General features: G+C 71.2%; 20 protein-coding genes, 1 tRNA gene and 1 riboswitch. Of the genes, 13 read left to right on the forward strand and 8 right to left on the reverse strand.

Annotated elements, in window-relative coordinates; all coding sequences use genetic code 11:
* Positions 1–25: 25 nt before the first annotated feature.
* From O7619_RS04225 to O7619_RS04235, 3 genes are all read left to right on the forward strand, one after another.
* The gene (locus O7619_RS04225; RefSeq protein WP_282288662.1) at positions 26–1,333 is read left to right on the forward strand and encodes a hemolysin family protein; all 1,308 of its coding nucleotides are present in this window, start codon (positions 26–28) and stop codon (positions 1,331–1,333) included.
* Positions 1,326–2,330, forward strand: coding sequence for a hemolysin family protein (locus O7619_RS04230; RefSeq protein ID WP_282285805.1), 1,005 nt, complete (start codon positions 1,326–1,328; stop codon positions 2,328–2,330). The genes O7619_RS04225 and O7619_RS04230 overlap by 8 nt, the downstream gene beginning before the upstream one ends.
* Positions 2,331–2,509: 179 nt before the next feature.
* The gene (locus O7619_RS04235) at positions 2,510–3,511 is read left to right on the forward strand and encodes a C40 family peptidase (RefSeq protein WP_282285806.1); all 1,002 of its coding nucleotides are present in this window, start codon (positions 2,510–2,512) and stop codon (positions 3,509–3,511) included.
* An 85-nt stretch (positions 3,512–3,596) separates the two neighbouring features.
* Here O7619_RS04235 and O7619_RS04240 read toward each other — a convergent pair whose 3' ends face one another.
* Positions 3,597–5,633, reverse strand: a complete 2,037-nt coding sequence (locus tag O7619_RS04240) for a peptidoglycan recognition family protein (RefSeq protein WP_282285807.1) — start codon at positions 5,631–5,633, stop codon at positions 3,597–3,599.
* Positions 5,634–5,866: 233 nt separating this feature from the next.
* Positions 5,867–6,002, forward strand: a riboswitch (cyclic di-AMP (ydaO/yuaA leader).
* Positions 6,003–6,015: 13 nt separating this feature from the next.
* Here O7619_RS04240 and O7619_RS04245 point away from each other — a divergent pair.
* The gene (locus O7619_RS04245) at positions 6,016–7,050 is read left to right on the forward strand and encodes a C40 family peptidase (protein ID WP_282285809.1); all 1,035 of its coding nucleotides are present in this window, start codon (positions 6,016–6,018) and stop codon (positions 7,048–7,050) included.
* Between the two features lie 71 nt (positions 7,051–7,121).
* Here the strand turns inward: O7619_RS04245 and dcd are convergent, their stop codons facing one another.
* On the reverse strand, positions 7,122–7,700 hold the full coding sequence (gene dcd, locus O7619_RS04250) for a dCTP deaminase (protein ID WP_282285811.1): 579 nt from the start codon (positions 7,698–7,700) through the stop codon (positions 7,122–7,124).
* A 78-nt stretch (positions 7,701–7,778) separates the two neighbouring features.
* Between dcd and O7619_RS04255 the strand changes: the two genes are divergently transcribed.
* Positions 7,779–8,369 carry a pyridoxamine 5'-phosphate oxidase family protein gene (locus O7619_RS04255; protein ID WP_282285813.1) on the forward strand — a complete coding sequence of 197 codons (591 nt, stop codon included), beginning with the start codon at positions 7,779–7,781 and terminating at the stop codon, positions 8,367–8,369.
* Positions 8,370–8,485: 116 nt separating this feature from the next.
* Here the strand turns inward: O7619_RS04255 and O7619_RS04260 are convergent, their stop codons facing one another.
* The gene (locus tag O7619_RS04260; RefSeq protein ID WP_282285814.1) at positions 8,486–9,466 is read right to left on the reverse strand and encodes a zinc metalloprotease; all 981 of its coding nucleotides are present in this window, start codon (positions 9,464–9,466) and stop codon (positions 8,486–8,488) included.
* Positions 9,467–9,700: 234 nt separating this feature from the next.
* On the opposite strand from O7619_RS04260, the gene O7619_RS04265 reads away from it, so the two are divergent.
* Positions 9,701–9,774, forward strand: a tRNA-Gly gene (locus O7619_RS04265).
* Between the two features lie 150 nt (positions 9,775–9,924).
* Here the strand turns inward: O7619_RS04265 and O7619_RS04270 are convergent.
* From O7619_RS04270 to O7619_RS04280, 3 genes are all read right to left on the reverse strand, one after another.
* Entirely contained in the window at positions 9,925–10,680 is a 756-nt protein-coding gene (locus O7619_RS04270) for a hypothetical protein (protein WP_282285815.1), read from the reverse strand.
* A 680-nt stretch (positions 10,681–11,360) separates the two neighbouring features.
* Positions 11,361–11,540 carry a hypothetical protein gene (locus O7619_RS04275; RefSeq protein ID WP_282285816.1) on the reverse strand — a complete coding sequence of 60 codons (180 nt, stop codon included), beginning with the start codon at positions 11,538–11,540 and terminating at the stop codon, positions 11,361–11,363.
* A 264-nt stretch (positions 11,541–11,804) separates the two neighbouring features.
* Entirely contained in the window at positions 11,805–12,323 is a 519-nt protein-coding gene (locus O7619_RS04280) for a GNAT family N-acetyltransferase (protein WP_282285817.1), read from the reverse strand.
* A 59-nt stretch (positions 12,324–12,382) separates the two neighbouring features.
* On the opposite strand from O7619_RS04280, the gene O7619_RS04285 reads away from it, so the two are divergent.
* The 3 genes from O7619_RS04285 (at position 12,383) to O7619_RS04295 (ending at position 14,982) form a co-directional block, all read left to right on the forward strand.
* Positions 12,383–12,937 (forward strand): NUDIX domain-containing protein, encoded by a 555-nt coding sequence (locus tag O7619_RS04285; protein WP_282285818.1) that lies wholly within the window; start codon positions 12,383–12,385, stop codon positions 12,935–12,937.
* 70 nt (positions 12,938–13,007) lie between these two features.
* Positions 13,008–14,060, forward strand: coding sequence for a MerR family transcriptional regulator (locus O7619_RS04290; RefSeq protein WP_282285820.1), 1,053 nt, complete (start codon positions 13,008–13,010; stop codon positions 14,058–14,060).
* A gap of 49 nt (positions 14,061–14,109) precedes the next feature.
* The gene (locus O7619_RS04295; protein WP_282285822.1) at positions 14,110–14,982 is read left to right on the forward strand and encodes an LLM class flavin-dependent oxidoreductase; all 873 of its coding nucleotides are present in this window, start codon (positions 14,110–14,112) and stop codon (positions 14,980–14,982) included.
* Positions 14,983–15,041: 59 nt separating this feature from the next.
* Here the strand turns inward: O7619_RS04295 and O7619_RS04300 are convergent, their stop codons facing one another.
* Entirely contained in the window at positions 15,042–15,455 is a 414-nt protein-coding gene (locus O7619_RS04300; protein ID WP_282285824.1) for an ASCH domain-containing protein, read from the reverse strand.
* Between the two features lie 47 nt (positions 15,456–15,502).
* Positions 15,503–16,060, reverse strand: a complete 558-nt coding sequence (locus O7619_RS04305; RefSeq protein ID WP_282285826.1) for a phosphoribosyltransferase — start codon at positions 16,058–16,060, stop codon at positions 15,503–15,505.
* Between the two features lie 161 nt (positions 16,061–16,221).
* On the opposite strand from O7619_RS04305, the gene O7619_RS04310 reads away from it, so the two are divergent.
* The 4 genes from O7619_RS04310 to O7619_RS04325 all read left to right on the forward strand — a co-directional run bounded on the left by O7619_RS04310 (position 16,222) and on the right by O7619_RS04325 (position 20,458).
* Positions 16,222–16,857, forward strand: coding sequence for a septal ring lytic transglycosylase RlpA family protein (locus O7619_RS04310; RefSeq protein WP_282285827.1), 636 nt, complete (start codon positions 16,222–16,224; stop codon positions 16,855–16,857).
* A 68-nt stretch (positions 16,858–16,925) separates the two neighbouring features.
* Entirely contained in the window at positions 16,926–18,053 is a 1,128-nt protein-coding gene (locus O7619_RS04315; RefSeq protein WP_282285828.1) for a PP2C family protein-serine/threonine phosphatase, read from the forward strand.
* Between the two features lie 116 nt (positions 18,054–18,169).
* The gene (locus O7619_RS04320; RefSeq protein ID WP_282285830.1) at positions 18,170–20,026 is read left to right on the forward strand and encodes an acyl-CoA dehydrogenase; all 1,857 of its coding nucleotides are present in this window, start codon (positions 18,170–18,172) and stop codon (positions 20,024–20,026) included.
* 162 nt (positions 20,027–20,188) lie between these two features.
* Positions 20,189–20,458 carry a DUF6458 family protein gene (locus O7619_RS04325; protein WP_281585703.1) on the forward strand — a complete coding sequence of 90 codons (270 nt, stop codon included), beginning with the start codon at positions 20,189–20,191 and terminating at the stop codon, positions 20,456–20,458.
* Positions 20,459–20,486: the final 28 nt, after the last annotated feature.

The following is a 20,486-nucleotide window of genomic DNA, read 5'->3' on the forward strand; positions in this document are numbered from 1 at the left end:
CGACGGCCTGCTGGTTCTGACGCTGTTGCCCCTGGTCGGCTTCGTGCTGCTGACCGCCGGCAACGCCTTCTTCGTCGCGGCCGAGTTCGCCCTGGTCACCGTCGACCGCGCGGAGATCGACAGGCGGGCCGGCGAGGGCGACGCCCGGGCCGCCACGGTCCGCCGGGCGCTGCGGGACCTGTCCTTCCAGCTCTCCGGCGCCCAGCTCGGCATCACCATCACCGCGCTGCTCACCGGATATCTCGCCGAACCGGCCCTGGCCCGGCTCGTGACGCCGCTGTTGCACCCGTTCGGCGGGGCGGAACGCTTCGCCGGGTTGCTCGCCCTGGCCCTGGCCACGCTCATCTCGATGCTCTTCGGTGAGCTGGTGCCGAAGAATCTCGCGCTGGCCCGCCCGATGCCGGCCGCGCTTGTCACCGCCGCGCCGATGCGCGCCTTCTCCCGGGCCTGCGGGTGGCTGATCCGGCTGCTCAACGACTCGGCCAACCGGCTGGTCCGCCGGCTCGGCGTGGAGCCGCAGGAGGAACTGGCGAGCGCCCGCTCCCCGGAGGAGCTGGGGTTGCTGGCGGCCATCTCGGCGCGGGCCGGCGCGCTGCCGCCGGACACCGCGATGCTGCTGCGCCGCACCATCCGCTTCGGTGACAAGCGGGCCGCCGAGGCGATGACCCCGCGGGTGGACGTGGTCGCGCTGCGCGCCACCGCGTCGGTGGCCGAGCTGCTGGAGGAGTCCCGGCGCACCGGCCGGACCCGGTTCCCGGTGTACGAGGAGACACTCGACCTGGTCACCGGCGTCGCCGGGGTGCCCGACGCGCTCGGTGTGCCGCTGGCCCGCCGGGCCGTCACCACGGTCGCCGCGGTCGCCCGGGAACCGGTGTACGTGCCGGAGAGCCTGGACCTGGACGGGGTGCTCGCCGCCCTCAAGGACGCCGGGGCGGACCTGGCGATCGTGGTCGACGAGTACGGCGGCACCGACGGCGTGGTGACCGTGGAGGACCTGGTGGAGGAGCTGGTCGGGGAGATCGCCGACGAGTTCGACCCGGCCGCGGTGGACGACCTCGGGCCGGCGGAGCTGACCGTGCCCGGCGGGGAGCGGACGGTCCTGGTCGACGGCGTGCTGCGCGCCGACGAGTTGGTCGAGCAGACCGGGTTCCGGCTGCCCGAGGGGCCGTACGAGACGCTCGGCGGCTTCCTGATGGCACGGCTCGGGTGCATTCCGGTCCCCGGCGAGACGGTCGACGAGGCCGGTTACGAGTTCACCGTGGTGGAGGTCGACAGGCACCGGATCGAGCAGGTCCGGGTGCTGCGCCCGGAGGAGTTCGACGACGGTGCCTGAGTTGCTTGTCGCCCTGGCGTTGCTGCTCGGTAACGCCTTCTTCGTGGGCAGCGAGTTCGCGTTGATCGCCTCCCGCCGTACCGTGATCGAACCGCTCGCGGCGGCGTCGAAGCGGGCCCGGTGGGCGCTCGCCGCGATGAACCAGATCCCGCTGATGATCGCCGGCGCGCAGCTCGGCATCACGGTCTGCTCGCTCGGCCTGGGCGCGATCGCCGAACCGGCGCTTGCCCACCTGCTGGAGATGCCGTTCACCGCGCTCGGCCTGCCGGCCTCGGCGGTGCACCCGGTGGCCTTCGTGATCGCGTTGGCCGTGGTGGTGTTCCTGCACACGGTGGTCGGCGAGATGGTGCCGAAGAACATCACGCTCGCCGGTCCGGAGCCGTCGGCGCTCTGGCTCGGCCCGGCCATGCTCGCCTTCTGCCTCGCGACCAAGCCGCTGCTGGTGGCGATGAAGTGGTCGGCCCGGCAGGTGCTGCGCTGGTGGCGGGTGGAGGCGACGGACGCGGTGAAGACCGTGTTCACCGCCGAGGAGTTGGCCGGGCTGGTCTCCCAGGCGCGTACCGAGGGGCTGCTCGACGCCGAGGAACACGCCCGGATCACCGGCGCGCTGGCCCTGCACAGCCGCACCGCCGCCGACGCGCTGCAACCCTGGTCCACGGTGACCACCGTGGCCGAGGACGTCTCACCGGCCTCGCTGGAGGTGCTGGCGACCCGCACCGGCCGGTCCCGCTTCCCGGTGGTGCAGCGGACCACCCGTCGGGTGCTGGGTTTCGTGCACGTGAAGGACGTGCTCGGGTACGCCGGGGCGAGTCGCCGTGCTCCCGTGCCGGCCGAGGTCTACCGGCCGTTGGCCGTGGTGCCGCCGGACCGTACGCTTGCCGATCTGCTGCTGGCGATGCGCCGCGAGCGCCGGCACATGGTGCTGGTCAGCGACGGCCGGCTGCCCCTGGGTGTGGTCACGCTCGACGATGTATTGACCGCGATCGTCGGCAAGTGAGCGAATACCCTTGGTGCGCAACCGATTGCGGAAACATGATTGAACAACGGGCCGCCTTGATTCCACCCCCGTGCCTTCCCTAATGTGATGCACCGACCGCTGTGGGTCGTCCGCCTCGATCTTCCCTCTCGCGAGGCGCCCGCCGGTCGGTTGCAAAGGAGTCCGTGCCGGTGGCAACCATGCCCCCTCAACGTCACGTCCCGAGCGCTCCATCCGGCCCGCCGGCCGGGTCGCGCCGGGTGGTACGCCGTCTCCTCACCCTGGTCGCGGCCGTCGCGGTCGGCGCCGGGATGGTGGCGGCCCCGGCGCACGCGGCGCCCTCGGTGGACGAGATCGACGCGCAGATCGACAAGCAGTGGGAGAAGCTCGAACCCACCATCGAGGACTACAACAAGGTCCGCTCCCAGCTCAAGGTCAACAAGAAGAAGTCCGCGGACCTGCAGAAGAAGATGGTGCCGCTGGAGTTGGCCTCGACGCTGGCGATGAACAAGGTCGGCGACATCGCCGCCCGCTACTACATGCGCGGCCCCTCGCAGGAGATGGGCGCGCTGCTGGTGAGCACCAAGCCGGGCACCCTGGCCGAGCAGCTCGTCATGCTCGACCGGGTCGCCGACGACCAGCGGCGGCAGATCGCCAGCGTGCTCGCGGCCCGCGACAAGTACAACGCGCAGAAGCAGAAGCTCGACCGGCTGATCGCGACCGAGCAGCAGCAGGAGGCCAAGCTGGCCTCGCAGAAGAAGCAGATCGACGCCGAGATCAAGCGGCTCACCGGGATGCTGCCGGTGACCTCGATCCGCCCGGCCGGCTGCCCGAAGATCGACGGGGTGGTGAGCAGCGCCGCGCGTACCGCCATCAAGACGGCGTGCGCCCAGGTCGGCGACCCGTACGTGTGGGGCGCCACCGGCCCGAACTCGTTCGACTGCTCCGGCCTGACGCAGTACGCCTACAAGGCGGCGGGCATCTCGCTCACCCACTTCACCGGCGCCCAGTGGAACGAGGGCCGCAAGGTTTCCCGCTCCGAGGCGAGGCCGGGTGATCTGGTCTTCTTCGGTAGCGACCTGCACCACGTCGGGCTCTATCTCGGCAACGGGGTGATGGTGCACGCGCCCCGGACCGGCAAACCGGTGCAGGTGTCGAGCATCAGCACCCAGCCGCTCGCCGGCTTCGTCCGGGTCGGCTGAGCCGCACCCGAGGCATCGAGAAGGCCCCCGGTCCATCTGGACCGGGGGCCTTCCTCTCGTCGGGACCTTCCCGCGTCGGGGACCGCTACCGCGGCGCGCCGACCGGTGACGGCAGGATCAGCACGTCGTCGAGGTTCACGAACATGATCCGGTGACCGAACTGGACCTGCACGTACCGGTTCCTGCCCCGGACCACGGTGCGGTCGCCGGGGGCCGAGCCGTCGAACGAGACCGCCCGGTAGTACTCGCCCGGCACCACGCCGCCGACGGCGTACCGCTGGCCGGCCGCGAACGTGTACTGGAGCGGGGAGATGGCCTGGTACGGGATGGTGTCCGGGTAGGCGGCCTGCTCCGGGTAGGCGCGGCCGTACACCGGAACGGCGGCCCGGCCGGGCCGTGGCGTCACCACGAAGCCGGTGGACCACTTGGCCGTGGGCGCCTTGGTGGGGTTGTGGAACCACGCCTTCTGGCCGAGATACCAGATCGCCGTCCAGTCACCCTGCCGGCCGGCCACCGCGTATGTCTGTCCGGCCGAGGCGCGGGCGCCGTGGTCGGAGATGTACATCGTGTCCGGCGTGCCGTCCGGGCGCAGCCCGAGGTCGTTGACGAGCGGGGCGTCCGCGCTCGGCGCGGTCCGCAGGAGCACCGCCGAGGAGCCGCGCGACGGGCAGGGCTCGGCCGGCGGGGTGGGCGTCGGAACGCCCGGCGGTTGCTGGTTGCAACCGACGAACGCCGGCCGGTTGGTGGCGACGTCCGGGTCGATGGTGACCAGCCCGGTGCGCGCGGTGCCGAGGGTCCGGAACGGTGCCTTCATCAGGTCGAAGTAGTGCGACCAGTCCCAGTAGGGGCCCGGGTCCCAGTGCATGCCGCCGACCGCCGCGGCGGTGATGCCGGGCACGTTGTCGTGACCGATGATGTGCTGCCGGTCCAGCGGGATGCCGAACTTCTGCGCCAGGTAGCGGACCAGCTTGGCGGAGCTGCGGTACATCGCCTCGGTGTACCAGGCGCCGTTCGCGGCGAAGCCCTCGTGCTCCAGGCCGATGGACTTGGCGTTGACGTACCAGTTGCCGGCGTGCCAGCCGACGTCCTTGGCCTTGATGTGCTGGGCGACGAAGCCGTCCGCCGAGCGCAGCGTGTAGTGCCAGCCGAGGTAGTCGGCGCGCTTCACCAGGTCGACGCTGGGGTCGAAGTAGCCCTCGGTGTCGTGGATGACGATGTATTCGATCTTCTGCTGCTTCGGCCGGTTGCCCAGGTCGTGGTTGCCGTAGTCGCCCGGGTCCGCGCTGAGCTGCTCATACGGTGCGGGGATCCACTCGCAGGCCAGCCGCACCGGGCACTCCAGCCCGTCCGGCCGCTGCGCGTGGCGCAACCCGAGCCGGCTGAGCACCCCACGGTCCGGCCGGGCGGCGGTGGCGGCCATGGTGACCCGCTGCCCGTCGTCGGTGGTCCGGGTCGCGCCCTGGCCGAGCTGGTCGTAGACCTCGTCGGCGAAGGCCGCCGCCGCGTCTGTGGTGTCCGCGCCGGAGTAGCGGGCCACCGCGCCGTACCAGGCCGCCGCGTCGGTGCCGGCGCCGACCGGCCCACCCAGTGCCTTCTGGTACGAGGCGAGCAGCGCCGCGCCACCGCGGATGTTCGCGGCCGGATCGGTGCGCAGCTTCTGCGGGTCGAGCCCGGTGAGCGTCGCGGCGGCGTCGAGCGTCTGGAGCGAGGCCGTGGGCAGCGGTTTCTCCCGGGCCGGTGCTTCGGTCGTGGCCGGGTCGAGGGTGAGCGGGCGGGAGTCGTCGCCGCGTGGGTCCTCGTCTTCGTCGACGTGACCGTTGCGGGGTGAGGCGAGGACGTGCGCGGCGTCGGTGAGGTGCATCGGGCCGTAGCCGCCGCTGGTGCTGGGCTGCCCCGGGTGGGCGTCCCAGCGGGACTCCAGATAGGAGACGCCGAGCAGCACGTTCTGCGGCACGCCGTACTCGGCCGCCGCGGCGGCGTACTGCTGCTGCCTGTCGTCGTTGCCGGATAGGGTGTTCGGTGGCGCGGCGGCGACCGGGCCGGTGGTCGCCAGCGCGGTGGCTGTCGCCACGGCGGCGGCGAGCAGCATCCGTCCGGCCGACGGCGGGGGCGAGAGGTGCATCGAACCTCCTGGACAGGGATGGGGGTCACTGCGTCCCCACCCTCACTCCGCGCACCCGTGACGGTCAATACCTTTCCGCCGGATAATCTAGTGTGAAAAAAAGCTTCACTCATGTCCGGGCTGGCCCATTCCGTACGGAGTGTCACGGCCGTTCGGGTTGCGGATCGATAACGGGGATCCCTACTCTGGCCAATTGTCGGCCCGCACGTTCACCGTCCAACCCGGTCGGTGACGGTCCGACACCGCCGAATCGCCTCCGGGCGAATCGGGGACCCAGGTACCTGGGGTGAATCCGCAGCCACTGCGGTAGGGCGTCTCCCTTCCCGCCCGAACCCGTCAGCTAACCCGGTAGGCGGTCAGGAAGAAGGAGTACCGACGCCCGGTGGCACACCATGCCCCGCGGCCGTCGCCGAGCCGGTCGATCGACCGGCCCGCCGTCGCGCCGCGCTCCCGCTGGTCCCGCTTCACCACCACACTCGCCGCCCTGGTCGGCGCCGCGGTCGTCCTGACCGGAGGCGCGACGGCGGCCCACGCCGAACCCTCGGTCGCCGAGATCGAAGCCCGGATCGACCGCGACTGGAACAAGCTCGAACCCGTCATCGAGCAGGTCAACGCCGTACGCGAGCAGCTCGCGCTGCGGCGCAGGCAGGCCGACGCGCTCGGTAAGCAGATCGCCCCGCTCCAGGCCCGGGTGGACGCCGCGCTCGGCCAGGTCGGCGGTCTCGCCGCCGACGCCTACAAGGGCGACAACCTCTCGACCGTCAACGCCCTGCTGGGCAGCCGCTCGCCGGGCGAGCTGATGAGCGGCCTGGAACTGCTCGACCGCTTCGCGCACCACCAGCAGGAGCAGGTGCGCACCATCGCCGAGCTGCGCGACGAGCTGGCGGCGAAGAAGAAGCCGCTGGACGAGATGGTCACCGACCTGAGCCGCACCGAGGCCCAGCTCGCGGCGAAGAAGAAGCAGATCGACACGGAGATCGCCAAGCTCCAGAAGCTGCGGCTCAAGGTGTACGGCAACGGTGGCGGCGGTCCGCTGCGGCCGGCGCCCTGCCCGGCCGGATACCCGGGTGGCGCGGCCGGGGTGGCGGTCAAGTTCGCCTGCGCCCAGATCGGCAAGATCTACGTCTGGGGCGCCGCCGGCCCGGACCACTTCGACTGTTCGGGCCTGACCATGGCGGCCTGGGCCAAGGCCGGCATCTCGCTGCCGCACAACGCCCGCCAGCAGCACAACGTCACGAAGCGGGTCAGCCGCGCCGAGCTGCGCGCCGGTGACCTGGTCTTCTACTACGCCGACCTGCACCACGTGGGGATGTACGTCGGCGACGGCTGGGTGGTGCACGCCTCCCAGTCCGGCAAGCCCATCACCATGAAGCGCGTCGACGACGGCGACATCAACAGCTACGGCCGCCCCACCTGAGGTGTAAGGAGGGGGCCCCCGTTAACGCATTCGGTATAGGCGGGGGCCCCTCTTAACAACCACGGCCGGCGTCAGCGGGTGGGCCAGGTACGCCAGCTCTGCCACGACCGGCTCGGCGTCGGGCCGCGCTGACCCTGGTAACGCGACCCGTAGACGGCCGAGCCGTACGGGTGCTCGGCCGGCGAGGAGAGCCGGAAGATGCAGAGCTGACCGATCTTCATGCCCGGCCAGAGCGTGATCGGCAGGTTCGCCACGTTCGACAGCTCCAGCGTGACGTGACCGGAGAAGCCCGGGTCGATGAAGCCGGCGGTGGAGTGCGTCAGCAGCCCGAGCCGCCCCAGCGACGACTTGCCCTCCAGCCGGCCGGCGAGCTGATCGCCCAGCGAGATCACCTCGAGCGTGGAGGCGAGCACGAACTCGCCCGGGTGCAGCACGAACGGCTGACCCTCCGGCACCTCCACCATCGACGTCAGATCGTCCTGCTGCATCGACGGGTCGATGTGCGTGTAGAGGTGGTTGTTGAAGACCCGGAACAGCCGGTCGAGGCGTACGTCGATGCTGGACGGCTGCACAAGTGTGGGCTCGAAAGGCTCCAGCCCGAGCGTGCCTGTCTTGATCTCGGAGACCAGGTCGCGGTCGGAGAGCAGCATCGCAACACCATAGCGACCGGTACGAGTGACCTGCGTGTCGGACTACATCTTCGTACACGTGTTCGATAGAATGTCGGCATGGCTTCCTGGTCCGAATTCGCCGCCGACGAGCCCCGACTCGCCGCCGAGATCCGCCTTCTGATCCAGCAGTACGGGCCGGGCTTCGGCTATCTCGCCACGGTCCGCGCCGACGGTGGGCCCCGCGTGCACCCGGTCTCCCCGCTGATCACCGACGACGGGCTGTGGTGCTTCGTCATCGACTCGCCCAAGCGCCGCGACCTCGAACGCGACGGCCGCTACGCGCTGCACTCGTTCCCACCGGAGGAGAGCGACGACGAGGCGTACGTCGCGGGCCGCGCCCACCCGGTGACCGACCCGGGCACGGTGGCCCGGCTGGCCCGGGTCGGCCGGGCGGCGCCGCTCGGCGACTGGAAACTGTTCGAGTTCTCCGTCGACGTGGCGATGCTGACCCGGCGTGACCCGGCTGCCCGCCCCGGCGTCGGCCGGCCGGAGATGCGGCTCTGGCTCGACCCGCGCGGCTCGGCGCCGGCTCTCGGTCACGAACCGCTCGACCCGCGTCGGGCCGCGCCGGTTCTCCGTGAGGGGCCGCTCGCCCCGGAGGGCCGGCGCGGCCGGCACGGCTTCGACACCCGTCGCCCGGCCGCCTGATCAATCCGGCTGGCACCGGCCGGATCCGTGGGCCGAGGTGCCCGACCGGAGCCCGGAAACGACCGACGCCGGCCCTGTCCGAGGACGGGGCCGGCGCCGGTGCGTCGTGGGTGAGGTCAGGCCGCGCGGTACGCGTTCCACGCGGTGAGCATGCGGCTCGCCTGGCCGGCGGTGAACTGGTACATGCAGGAGTCGTAGGTGTAGTCCATGAAGTTGGTGATCGGGTCCTTGCCGGTCGAGGAGCAGGTGTCCCGGCCGGTCGGGCACTGGTAGGCCGGGGATGCCTCGGCCGGGGTGTCGGAGACGCCGTCACCCGAGCCGGAGCAGCCGCCCTGGAAGGTGTGGTAGAGGTTCAGCCAGTGGCCGATCTCGTGGGTGCCGGTGTCGCCCTGGTTGTAGTTGGTCGCGGTGCCGCCGGGCAGCGACTCGTTGAGCACGACGACGCCGTCCATCTTGTCGAGCGTCCGCTTCGGGAAGGTCGCCCAGCCGAGCAGGCTGTCGCTCAACTCGCCCAGGTAGATGTTGAGCGTGTTCTTGCCGCCCTGGCGCAGCGAGGTCTTCATCGAGCGCTCGGCCGAGGAGCCCTGCACGATCGGGTACCACGACGGGTTGGTCACCCGGTTGATCTTCGAGAGCTGGAAGGCGAACGCGGTGGGCGCGCCGCCGGTCGAGCCCGCGTACGCCTGGTTGAGCACGCTGATCTGCTGGTTGATCATCGAGTCGGTGATGTTGCCGCCGGCCCGGGTGCTGTTCTCCTGGATCACGTGCACGACGACCGGGATGGTCACGGTCGCCAGCGGGGCGACGGCGCCGGTGCGGAAGTTGGCCCGTGCGCGTTGCGCGGCGGCGAGGTCGGCCTCGCGCTCGCGTACCTGCTGCGCGGTCAGCTCGTTGGGGTCGAGCTTGGCGTTGCCGCCCTTGGCGACGCGGGCGTTGGCGTGGCTGTCGGCCGGCTCGGCGCAGACGCCGGCCGGGGCGGCCGAGAAGGCCGAAGCAGCGGGGACGACGCCGACGGCCGCGGTGCTGAGCAGCAGCGCGAGGGTCGACGTCGCGACACCGGCGGTACGCCGGGTCAGCAGGTTGGGACGAAGTCCCATGGGCCCACCTCTTTCTGACGACGTGACCGGGGGTGTGTCACGTCGGGTCGGAAACGTGGGGCAGACGTTACATCCCATCGACGCATTTGAGAATGACCATATGTTGCCGGCGTGCAACATCCCCGGCCGGTGTGCACCGGGCGTTCTTGATCCACTCCGGTTCGGTGAGGTGGTGGCGACGCGGGGGTACCTGGGTGCACGGGGATGGTGACCTCAGGTACAGTGGTGCCGCCTGCGGGTGTAGTTCAATGGCAGAACATCAGCTTCCCAAGCTGACAGTGCGGGTTCGATTCCCGTCACCCGCTCCAGCGCGAGGCCCCAGCTCAGGACAAGTTTCCTAGCTGGGGCCTCAGTCGTTGCTACTGCTTCTTGCGCTGGCCGTGCCCGCACGTGCCCGATCCTAGCTCTGCGTGATCTGGGAGCTGAGCGCGTCCGCGACGTGCGCGTCGCGCTCCTTTCTAGCCCTCCTGCTCTGACCGGGACGCTTCGATGAACTGCCGTGAGGTCACCCCTTCAACGAACCAATACATGTCACCTGCTGCACCATCCTCGGGTGCTCCTCCCATGATCCGGTTGGGATCTTCGCCGGGCTTCGGGAGCGGAAGCGCCAGTCCTTCCGGTGTCGGATGCGCGGTCTGGGAGCGCTGATAGGAGGTCGCAGTGAGCCACATGCCGGATTCGTTGCGCAACGGGCCGAGCCGCGCCTTGTCCCGCAGCGAGTTCCGCTCATCGGGCCAGTAGGGCTCATTGTAGGAAACAATAAGGTCAAGATCGGCGGCTCGGTTTGGCGCAAGAATCCTCGAGAGCCTCGCTGCCGATCGATTGCTTGAGACGTCCGGCAGGGGGCCGGGCAACCTGGCGGCTTGCCGGAAGCGGGGCCGCTGAAGATCCCACAACCAACGGATGCGGGCGATGCGAAAGACCCCAGGCGCAAGTTCCTCACCGTTTAAGGCACGACCTTTGCGGGGGATCTTGTGGCTGATGAAGTCCCCTTGCGCCTGAATGGCGGCGGCGGCTTTGCGGTCAACCCGCACGTGAAAGCGGTGCCCGTCGGGGTGATCGCCGTTGGGCCCGTGCGCGGAGAGATGGAATGCTTCCACGGTGGCATGTGGATCAAGGTAGAAGTCGCTCTTCTTGGCCGTGATCCGCCAGATGTTGCCGAGCGCTGGCGAGTCGCCGGCGGTGAAGGCGACCAAGATCTCCTTTATCGTCACGGCGGTTAGCCTAAGACCGTCAGGAGGCCCTCTCCACTTGATATTCCCTGACATGTGCGGCCAGCGGCAGGCGGGAAGCGGAGGCCCGGACTGCCTGACTGCCTGCGTGTGATTGACCCATGTGATTGACCCATGGCTGGTGAGAACTTTCTATACGTCTTCAAGGCGGCCCGCTTCGCAGGCCGCGCGCGCCGCCGAACCTGGGCCGGGCCTGTCGGCCCGCCGCCGCGCCTCTGGCCTTCGGCCGCCGGCACGCGGTGACAGCCCGCCGGCGGCACGACATACGAAGAAGCCCCGGGCCGCCATGATCGATGACAGTTCCGGGGCTTGAAGTTGATCGAGACACGGACAGTGCCTCCGGCGGGGCGCTCGGGCGCTCTGGGATGGTGGTGCCATCCCGACGACCTCCGTCCGGGCAGAGCCGAGCAGGTGGGGCCTGCCCGGTCAAGGTCGTTCAGACGGTGGGGTGCTCCACCTTGACCGGGCAGCCCCACCTGCTCCACCGTGGTGCGGACGAAGGCCGACGGGATGGCAAGGACTTGCATAACCTCATCTATGTTGTCTTGCGTGCTATCTTAGTAGAGGTTAGGACTACCAAGTTCAGACAAGGGAAGAGGGCCACGCGAAGTTCCACGCAGCCCCCGACCGTGATGTGTTGGTGTGACCTAGGTTCTCGTCGTTCAGTTTCGCAGACCGTTGACGAGCGCCACCACCAGGACCAGCAGGACGAGCCCGGTCAAACCGGGTTCGTCGCTGCTGGCCGCCGCCTCGTTAAAGCTGGCGACCAGATCGCAGACCAGGGCCAGCGCCACAAGGGCGCTCGACTCCTGGTCATTCTCTCCCGGCGCTTTCATACGCATCCTCTCTTCCGGGGGGTACCGGGCTAGACAGCATCTAGCCCGAGACCATCCGGAAGACTGGCCGTAGGTCGCACCGCCACTCAGTGTAGCTGACGGCACAAAGTGGACCTGCACCCCCGCACGCCGTGCCCGGCCCGTGCCCGATGAGCCGGTCAGCAGGGGTCAACAATGGTCTGTAGCCGTGGCGTCAACCGGCTCCATCCACGCTCGACCATCAGGCGGGACGGCCCTGGTCAGGACGCGAGTCTTGAGCAGGGCCTTTGCTTACGGAATGCGCTGCCCGCCTTCCTCGTACGGGTGTGAGCCCAGTTCGAGGACGTGCCGCCGGCCGGGCTGCCCGCCCAAGTCGACCTCGCCGGCCGGCACGAACCCGGTACGCCGGAGCACCGCCAACGACGCCGGGTTCGCCAGCGCCGCGTCGGCGACCAGCCGGCGCAGCCCGTACTCCTCGCGGGCCAGTTCACAGACGCGCCGTACGCCGTGTCGGGCCAGGCCGCGGCCGGCGGCGCGCTCGGCCACCCGGTAGCCCAGCTCGGCGCTGCCGTCGGCCACGTCGACCAGGTTGAACCGGCCGAGCACCGCGCCGTCGTCGTCGGTCAGCACGTGGAAGCGGCACGTGCCGCGGGCCTGCTCGACGAGCAGGCCCGCGTGCCGGGCCGCGAAGTCGGCGAAGTAGTCGTCGCCCCGGTCGGGTATCCATCGGGCGAAGTACTCCCGGTTCTCCCGCTCGAAGCGCAGCACGGCGGGCGCGTGGTGGGCGGCGAGGCGTTCGAGTTCCGGCACCGTGCCAGGCTAAGCGGGCGCGCCCGCCGGCGTCGTACCCCGCTGGCACTATCGGCGGCATGCGGGACGAGATCCGGGCCCTGGTCGAAGGGCTGACGCCGGGCGACGAGTGGGAGGCGCGGCACCGGGAGGCGACGCTGGCGTGGCTGGCCGGCACGGCGGACATCTTCCGCCGGGCCAAGCCGCGCACCCCGTCGCCGCACCTGGTCGCCTACTTCCTGCTCCGCGACCCGTCCGACGGCGCGGTGCTGCTTGTCGACCACCGCAACGCCGGCATGTGGCTGCCCAGCGGCGGTCACGTCGAGCCGGGCGAGCACCCGGTGCGCACGGTCCGCCGCGAGCTGCGGGAGGAGTTGGGTGTGCCGGCGGTCTTCGCGCCGCCGTTCGGGGAGCGACCGGCCTTCCTCACCGTCACGGAGACGGTCGGCCCGCCCGAGAGCCGGCACACCGACGTCAGTCTCTGGTATGTGCTGACCGCCGGTCGGGACCAGCGGCTCACCCCGGATCCGGTGGAGTTCCGGGGCGTCCGGTGGTGGACGCCGGCCGAGGTGGCCGACGCGCCGGCCGGCACGGTCGAGCCGCACCTCGGGCGGATGCTGGCGAAGCTGGCTTGACCCGGCCCCTGCGGCAGGGCCCAGCGTGGTCCGGGCCGGCCACCCGGGTCGGCGCGAGGAGGAGAGCGACGTGCGGCTGCTGACCATCGGGGCGTTCGCCCGCGCGGCCCGCCTGACCGCCAAGGCACTGCGGGTCTACGACGACTGCGGGCTGTTGCCGCCGGCCGCCGTGGACCCGCACTCCGGCTACCGCTACTACGCGCCGGAGCAGCTCGACCGGGCCCGGCTGATCGCCGCGCTGCGCCGGGCCGGGATGCCGCTGGCGGAGATCCGGACCGTCTGCGGCCTGCCGCCGGAGGCCGCCGTCGAGGCGCTGGACGCCTGGTGGCGGCGGGTCAGCGCGGACACCGCGGCCCGCGGCCGGGCCGTCGCGCTCCTCGTCGACCAGCTCAGCGAGAGGGGCACCACCATGTCCGAGCACACCTTCCGGTACGCGACGCGCTGCGAGACCGGCACCGTCCGTGACTCCAACGAGGACGTCGCGTACGCCAGCGGCACGCTGCTCGCGGTCGCCGACGGCGTACGCGGTCCCGGCGGGGCGGACGCCAGCGCCGACGCGGTGGACGCGCTGCGGTCGCTGGAGTCGGCCGACGTGCCGGCCGCCGACCTGCTGGCCGCGCTTGCCGACGCCGTGTCCCGGGCCGACCGGGCGGTCCGCGCGCGGGCCACCGACGTCGACCGGCCGGCCAGTACGCTCACCGCGATCGTGCGGCGCGGCACCCGGCTCGCCCTCGTGCACGTCGGGGACACCCGCGCGTACCTGCTGCGGGGCGGCGAGTTGTCCCGGCTCACCCAGGACCACACGTACGTGCAGACCCTGGTCGACCAGGGGCGGCTCACGCCGGCCGAGGCGGGGGCGCATCCGCAGCGGGCACTGCTGGCCCGGGCGCTCGGCGCGGGCGCCGAGGTGGAGGCGGATCTGGCACTGCGTACCGCCTTGTCCGGTGACCGTTACCTGCTCTGCTCGGACGGGCTCTCCGCGGTGGTCGACCCCGGCGCGTTGCACGCCGCGCTGGCCGGCGCGGACGACCCGGAGACCGCCGTCGGGCGGTTGGTCGATCTGGCGTACGCGGCGGGCGCGCCGGACAACGTCGCCTGCGTGGTGGCCGACGTGACGGCGTGACCCGCCGGCCCGGGCCGGCGGGTCCGGCCCGGGCCGTACCCTGGCGATCATGCGGATTGGCATCGTGATCCTGCCGGACCAGCGGTGGTCGGAGGCGCGGCGGCGGTGGGCGCAGGTGGACGAGTGGGGTTTCGACCACGCCTGGACCTACGACCACCTCGGCTGGCGTGACCTGGTCGACGGGCCCTGGTTCGACTCGTGGACGACGCTCACCGCGGCGGCGACGGTGACCGCCCGCGTCCGGCTGGGCACGCTCGTCGCCTCGCCGAACTTCCGCCATCCGGCGGCGTTCGCCCGGCAGGTGACCGCGCTCGACGACGTTTCCGGCGGGCGGGTGCTGCTCGGGTTGGGCGCGGGCGGCATCGGCTTCGACTCGGCGGTGCTCGGCGGGGAGACGCTGCCGCCGCGGCAGCGGGTCGACCGGTTCGCCGAGTTCACCGAGCTGCTCGACCTGATCCTGCGGGAGGACGGCACGACCTGGCGCGGGGAGTGGTTCGCCGCGGTGGACGCCCGCAACAACCCGGGCTGTGTCCAGCAGCCCCGGGTGCCGTTCGTGGTGGCCGCGAACGGGCCGCGCTCGATGCGGCTGGTGGCCCGGTTCGGGCAGGGTTGGGTGACCACCGGTCTCGGCGGCGACGACCTGGAGAGCTGGTGGGGCACGGTGGCGGACCTGTCCGACCGGATGACGCGGACGCTGGAGCAGGCGGGTCGGGACCCGGCCACGCTTGATCGCTACCTCTCGCTCGACTCGGCGCCGGTGTTCTCCCTGACCAGCGCCGACTTCTTCGCGGAGCAGGTGGAGCGCGCGGCCGGGTTGGGCTTCACCGACGTGATGACGCACTGGCCCCGGGCAAGCAGTTGGTACGCCGGTGACGAGGCGGTGCTGGCCGAGGCGGCGGCGCTGTTGCCCGAGCTGCGCTAGGTGTTAGGAGGGGGCCCCGCTTAACGCTTTCTGCATAAGCGGGGCCCCCTCCTAACACCTCAGGTGCCGACGCGGCCCTCGGCGGAGACCAGCCGGAAGCGGAGGCAGACGATCTCGCTGTCGTCCGTGACGGGGGTGCCCTGTCGGGCCCAGTAGGCCCCGTGACCGGCCCGCCACTCCTCGATCGACCGGTCTCCCTCGCCCTCGGAGCGGGCGAAGTCCCAGGGCACGTCGGCGAAGCGCACCACCTCGACGCCGGTGATCTCCACGATGCCGACCAGCGCGTCGTGGTCGTCGACCAGGGCCAGCCGTTCGCCGACGTGCTCCAGTTCCTCGTTCTCCTGCGCGTACTCGCCGGTCAGGCCGGCGGTCGCGGTCTTCTCGCCGGAGAGCGCGAGCGTGTTCAGGCGGGTGCGCAGCTCGCCGGGGGTGCCGAGGGCGAGCGCGCGCAGTCCGTCGATGCGGGGCCACATTCCGCCGAGGCTACGGCACGCCCGAGCCCGGGTCAGGGGCCCCGAGGTCACGCCTGGCCGGGGAGCTGGTCGCCGGTCAGCAGGGCGCGCAGCCGCAGGCGTTCGGCCACGGCGGGTGGACAGGTCGCCACCAACGCGGCGGCGCCGACCAGGTGGGCGCCGCTGTCCCGGACCACCCGGTGCAGCGCGTCGAGCTGTGCCCCGGTGTCGACCCAGTCGTCCACCAGCAGCACCCGGTCGTCCGGCCCGAGCCGCCGACGGTCCACGCCGATGCGGAGCCGCTGCCCGCGGTGGTCGGGCGGGGTCTCGGCCCACCGCATCGGTCCGACCCGGCGACGTTCACCGCCATCCTTGTACGCGGGCAGGAACCCGGCGTCGGCGGCGACCGCGACCAGCGGGCCGAGCAGCAGCCCGGTCACCTCCGGGGCGATCACCACGGTCGGGCGCGCGTCGGAGAAGAGACCGGCCAGCGCCGGCCCGACCTGGGCGAGCAGGCGGGCGTCGCGCCACCAGCCGGAGAGGTCGCTGACCAGGTGGCTGCTCTCCGGTCCGGGGTCGACCCACCGGAACGACTCGACCAGGCGACGGATCAGCACGTCTCTCATCCTGCACACCGTCCACCGTTCGGCCCAGCGGTGGTGGCTTGATCGGCTACACGTACCAGGGTAAATGCGGATATAGCATCATGATCACGTTGACTTCGGAAGTGCTTCTCTCGTTACGGTCCGGGCCGGTTTTTGTTCCACCGACGAAAGGACCGGGCCCGGTGGCTGCTAGGCACCTTCGTACCCGCAGATTGCTCTCCTCGCCCGCCGGCATCGCCGCCACCGCGGCCGTCGGCGTGGCGCTCGCGGTCGGCGGCACCGTCGGCGCGGTGCAGCTCACCGCCGCCGAGCCGCCCGCCCAGCCGGCCGTGGCGCAGGCCCCGCCCAGCACCCTCGCCCCCACCTCCGCCGCGCCGTCGCCGAGCGCGTCCGCCTCGGCGAGCCTCAGCGCGTCGCCGAAGGCCAGCCCGAGCCCGAAGCCGACCCGTACGCAGCCGGCGTCCCGCGGCAAGGTCCGGACCGTGGCGCCGAAGCCCACCGCGACGAAGAAGAAGACCGCCGCCCCGAAGGTCGTGGACAGCGGCTCCTGCGGCGCGTCCTTCTACGACGAGGGCCAGATGACCGCGAACGGCGAGACCTTCAACCCGGACGCGCTGACCGCCGCGCACAAGACGCTGCCGTTCAACACGAAGGTCCGGGTCACCAACCCGGCCAACGGCAAGTCCGTGGTGGTCCGGATCAACGACCGCGGTCCGTACATCGATGGTCGTTGTATCGATCTGTCCCGCGCCGCGTTCGCGGCCATCGCCTCGACAGGTCTCGGCGAGGTTGACGTCCGGTACGAGGTTCTCGGCTGATCGGCCTCTCCGGCAGAACTTCTGCGACGGACGGCCGAGGTTCATTCTCCGCTTCACGTCCATCAGGCATGCTGTCGGATGTACGTACGCGACCCTTTCAGCCGGGCCACGGCCCGCTGAGCCCCGGATCCCGCGCCGGCCTCGGCGCGGCTCTCGTGCTGCTCGCGATCGTCTCTGCCGCGGAGGCCGCCGACGGCCGGTCGGTGCACTATCTCGCGTTGATGGCCGCCGCGCCCGTGCTCGCCGGCGCGCTCGCGTCCTGGCGGGTGGTGCTCGCGGTGGGTGCGCTGGCCACGGTGGCCGCCGCCGCCTTCGCCGCGGCCGAGCCGAGATGCTCGCTGGCGACCGGGGTGAGCGTGGCGGCGATCGTGCTGGCCACCGCCATCGCCGCCGCCACGGCGGCGATCCGGCAACGCCAGGCGGAGCGGATCGGGGAGTTGTCCCGGCTCGCCGCGGTCGCCCAACAGGCGGTGCTGCGCCCGCTCGGTCCGCAGGTCGGCACGCTTGCGGTCGCCGCGCGCTACATCTCATCCACGGCCACCGCCGAGATCGGCGGCGACCTCTACGAGGTGATGGACACCCCGTACGGCGTCCGCATGATCATCGGCGACGTACGGGGAAAGGGGCTGGACGCGGTCCGGCTGGCCAGCATCGTGCTCGGCTCGTACCGGCACGTGGCGTACGAGCGGGCCGACCTGCGCGCGGTGGTGACCGACCTGGACCGGGCGGTGGCCCGCAACGTCGGCGACGAGGACTTCGTCACCGCCGCGCTGATCGAGGAGCGGGGCGGCACGCTCACCATCGTCAACTGTGGACATCCGGCGCCGCTGCTGCTGCGCCGGGGCGCGGTGATCCCGTTGGAGCCGCCGGCCCCCGCGCCACCGCTGGGCTTCATGCCCGTGGTCCGGCCCCGGGTGGAGCGGCTCGAGCCGGGCGACCGGCTGCTGCTGTTCACCGATGGGCTGGGCGAGGCCCGGCGGGACGGGGAGTTCTTCCCGACCGCCGACCGGGCGTGGCGTCTGCTCGGCCACGGCACGGTCGGTGACGGGCTCGCCTCGCTGGAAACCGCCCTGGTCGAATGGGTGCACGGTCGCCTCGACGACGACATCGCGCTGGTCCTGATGGAATACGCCGGGCCGCGCAGCGCGGCCGGCGCACCGGTGCCGAGCTGGGAGGTCGGCGCCGCCGACGGGTGAACGGGAGGTGTGTAATCGCTGTCACTTCCGTCATCGGCTTGTCGTTGCCTACCGGTGAGTAATACAGTCTGGAGTTACTGATCGGTAACACCTGTCCGGAAGCGGGGCCAGCGAGCATGACCCACTACAAGAGCAACCTTCGGGACCTCGAGTTCAACCTGTTCGAGGTGTTCGGGGCGGACCGGGCGTTCGGCCAGGAGCCGTACACGGACCTGGACGTCGACACCGCCCGCAGCTTCCTCTCCGAGGTCGACCGCCTGGCCCGCGAAGACCTGGCCGCCAGCTACTCGGACAGCGACCGCAACCCGCCGGTCTTCGACCCGGCGACGCACACCGCGCCGCTGCCGGAGTCGTTCAAGAAGTCGTACCAGGCGTTCATGGACTCGGAGTTCTGGCGGCTCGACCTGCCCGAGGCCCTCGGCGGCACGAACGCCCCGCGCGCCCTCTGGTGGTCCCTCGCCGAGCTGGTGCTCGGCGCCAACGCCCCGGTCTGGATGTACGCCTCCGGCCCGTCCTTCGCGCACGTGCTGCACGTCGAGGGCACCGAGGAGCAGAAGAAGTGGGCCCGCCTGTTCATCGACAAGCAGTGGGGCTCGACGATGGTGCTGACCGAGCCGGACGCCGGCTCGGACGTGGGCGCCGGCCGCACCCGGGCGGTCCCGCAGCCGGACGGCTCGTGGCACATCGAGGGCGTCAAGCGCTTCATCACCTCGGGTGAGCACGACCTGAGCGACAACATCGTCCACTACGTGCTGGCCCGCCCGGTCGGTGTGGAGGGTGTCGGCGGCCCCGGCACCAAGGGCCTGTCCCTCTTCGTGGTGCCGAAGTTCCACTTCGACGCCGAGACCGGCGAGCTGGGCGAGCGCAACGGCGTCTACGCCACGAACGTCGAGCACAAGATGGGCCTGAAGGTCTCCAACACCTGCGAGGTGACCTTCGGCGAGCACGGCGTACCGGCCAAGGGCTGGCTGCTCGGCGAGAAGCACGACGGCATCCGCCAGATGTTCATGATCATCGAGTACGCCCGGATGATGGTCGGCACGAAGGCCATCGCCACGCTCTCCACCGGCTACCTCAACGCGCTCGAGTACGCCAAGAACCGGGTGCAGGGCGCCGACCTGATCCAGCAGGCCGACAAGACCGCCCCGCGGGTGACCATCACCCACCACCCGGACGTGCGCCGCTCGCTGCTGATGCAGAAGTCGTACGCCGAGGGCCTGCGGGCGCTCGTCTGCTACACCGCCGGCTGGCAGGACAAGGTCGCGATCGCCGAGGCGGCCGGCGACGAGAAGGCCACCAAACTGGCCAAGCGGGTCAACGACCTGCTGCTTCCGCTGGTCAAGGGCGTCGGCTCGGAGCGGGCGTACGAGCTGCTCGGTCACGAGGCGCTCCAGACGTACGGCGGCTCCGGCTTCCTCCAGGACTACCCACTGGAGCAGTACGTCCGGGATGCCAAGATCGACACGCTCTACGAGGGCACCACCGCCATCCAGAGCCTCGACCTGATCTTCCGGAAGATCGTCCGGGACAACGGCAAGGCCCTCATGGCGGTCGCCGGCGAGATCCAGGAGCACATCACCTCCGAGGCCGGCAACGGCCAGCTCAAGGAGGAGCGGCTGGCGCTCGGCAAGGCGCTCGCCGAGATCCAGGCCATCGTCGGGGTGATGACCGGTTGGCTGGGCGAGGCACAGGCCGGCGACGCCCGCGCGCTCTACAAGGTCGGCCTGGGCAGCCGCCGGTTCCTGCTGGCGATCGGCGACCTGGTGGTCGGCTGGCTGCTCCAGAAGCAGGCGGACGTGGCGTTGAAGGCGCTCGCCGGTGAGGTTTCCGCCACCGACAAGGCGTTCTACACCGGTAAGGTGGCCGCCGCCCGGTTCTTCGCCCGTGAGGTGCTGCCCCGCATCGGCGCCGATCGGCGGATCATCGAGGGCGCCGACCTGGAGATCATGGACCTCCCGGAGGAGGCGTTCTAAGCCTCATCACCCTTTTCACCTCGACGGCCGGTGGGCGACAGCCCACCGGCCGTCGTCGTTGGTGCCACCCCGGGTGGTGAGTGCGGCCGGTGGGCGGGTAACCCGTCGCGGACCACGACCGGAGTACGCCCAAGGGCCACCGCACGGGGGAGTGCAGCGCACATGGGCATTGGCAGCGCCATCTTTCTCATCGCGCTCGGCGCGATCATGACCTTCGCCGTCCGGGCCAACGTCTGGTGGATCGACCTGCGCGCGGTCGGCTGGGTCTTCATCCTGGCCGGGCTGGGTGTCCTGCTGACCACGCTGTGGTTCTGGCAGGACCGCCGCAAGCGCGCCCGCACCCTCATCGTGGAGGAGAACCGGCTCTCGCACCCGACCGCGATGATGCCGCCGCCACCCGACCCGCCGCCGCCGACGGCCCCGCCGTCCTGACGCCGCGCGCGCCCACCCACCCGGCTGA

This window comes from Micromonospora sp. WMMD998 (assembly GCF_029581235.1).
Taxonomy (GTDB): domain Bacteria; phylum Actinomycetota; class Actinomycetes; order Mycobacteriales; family Micromonosporaceae; genus Micromonospora.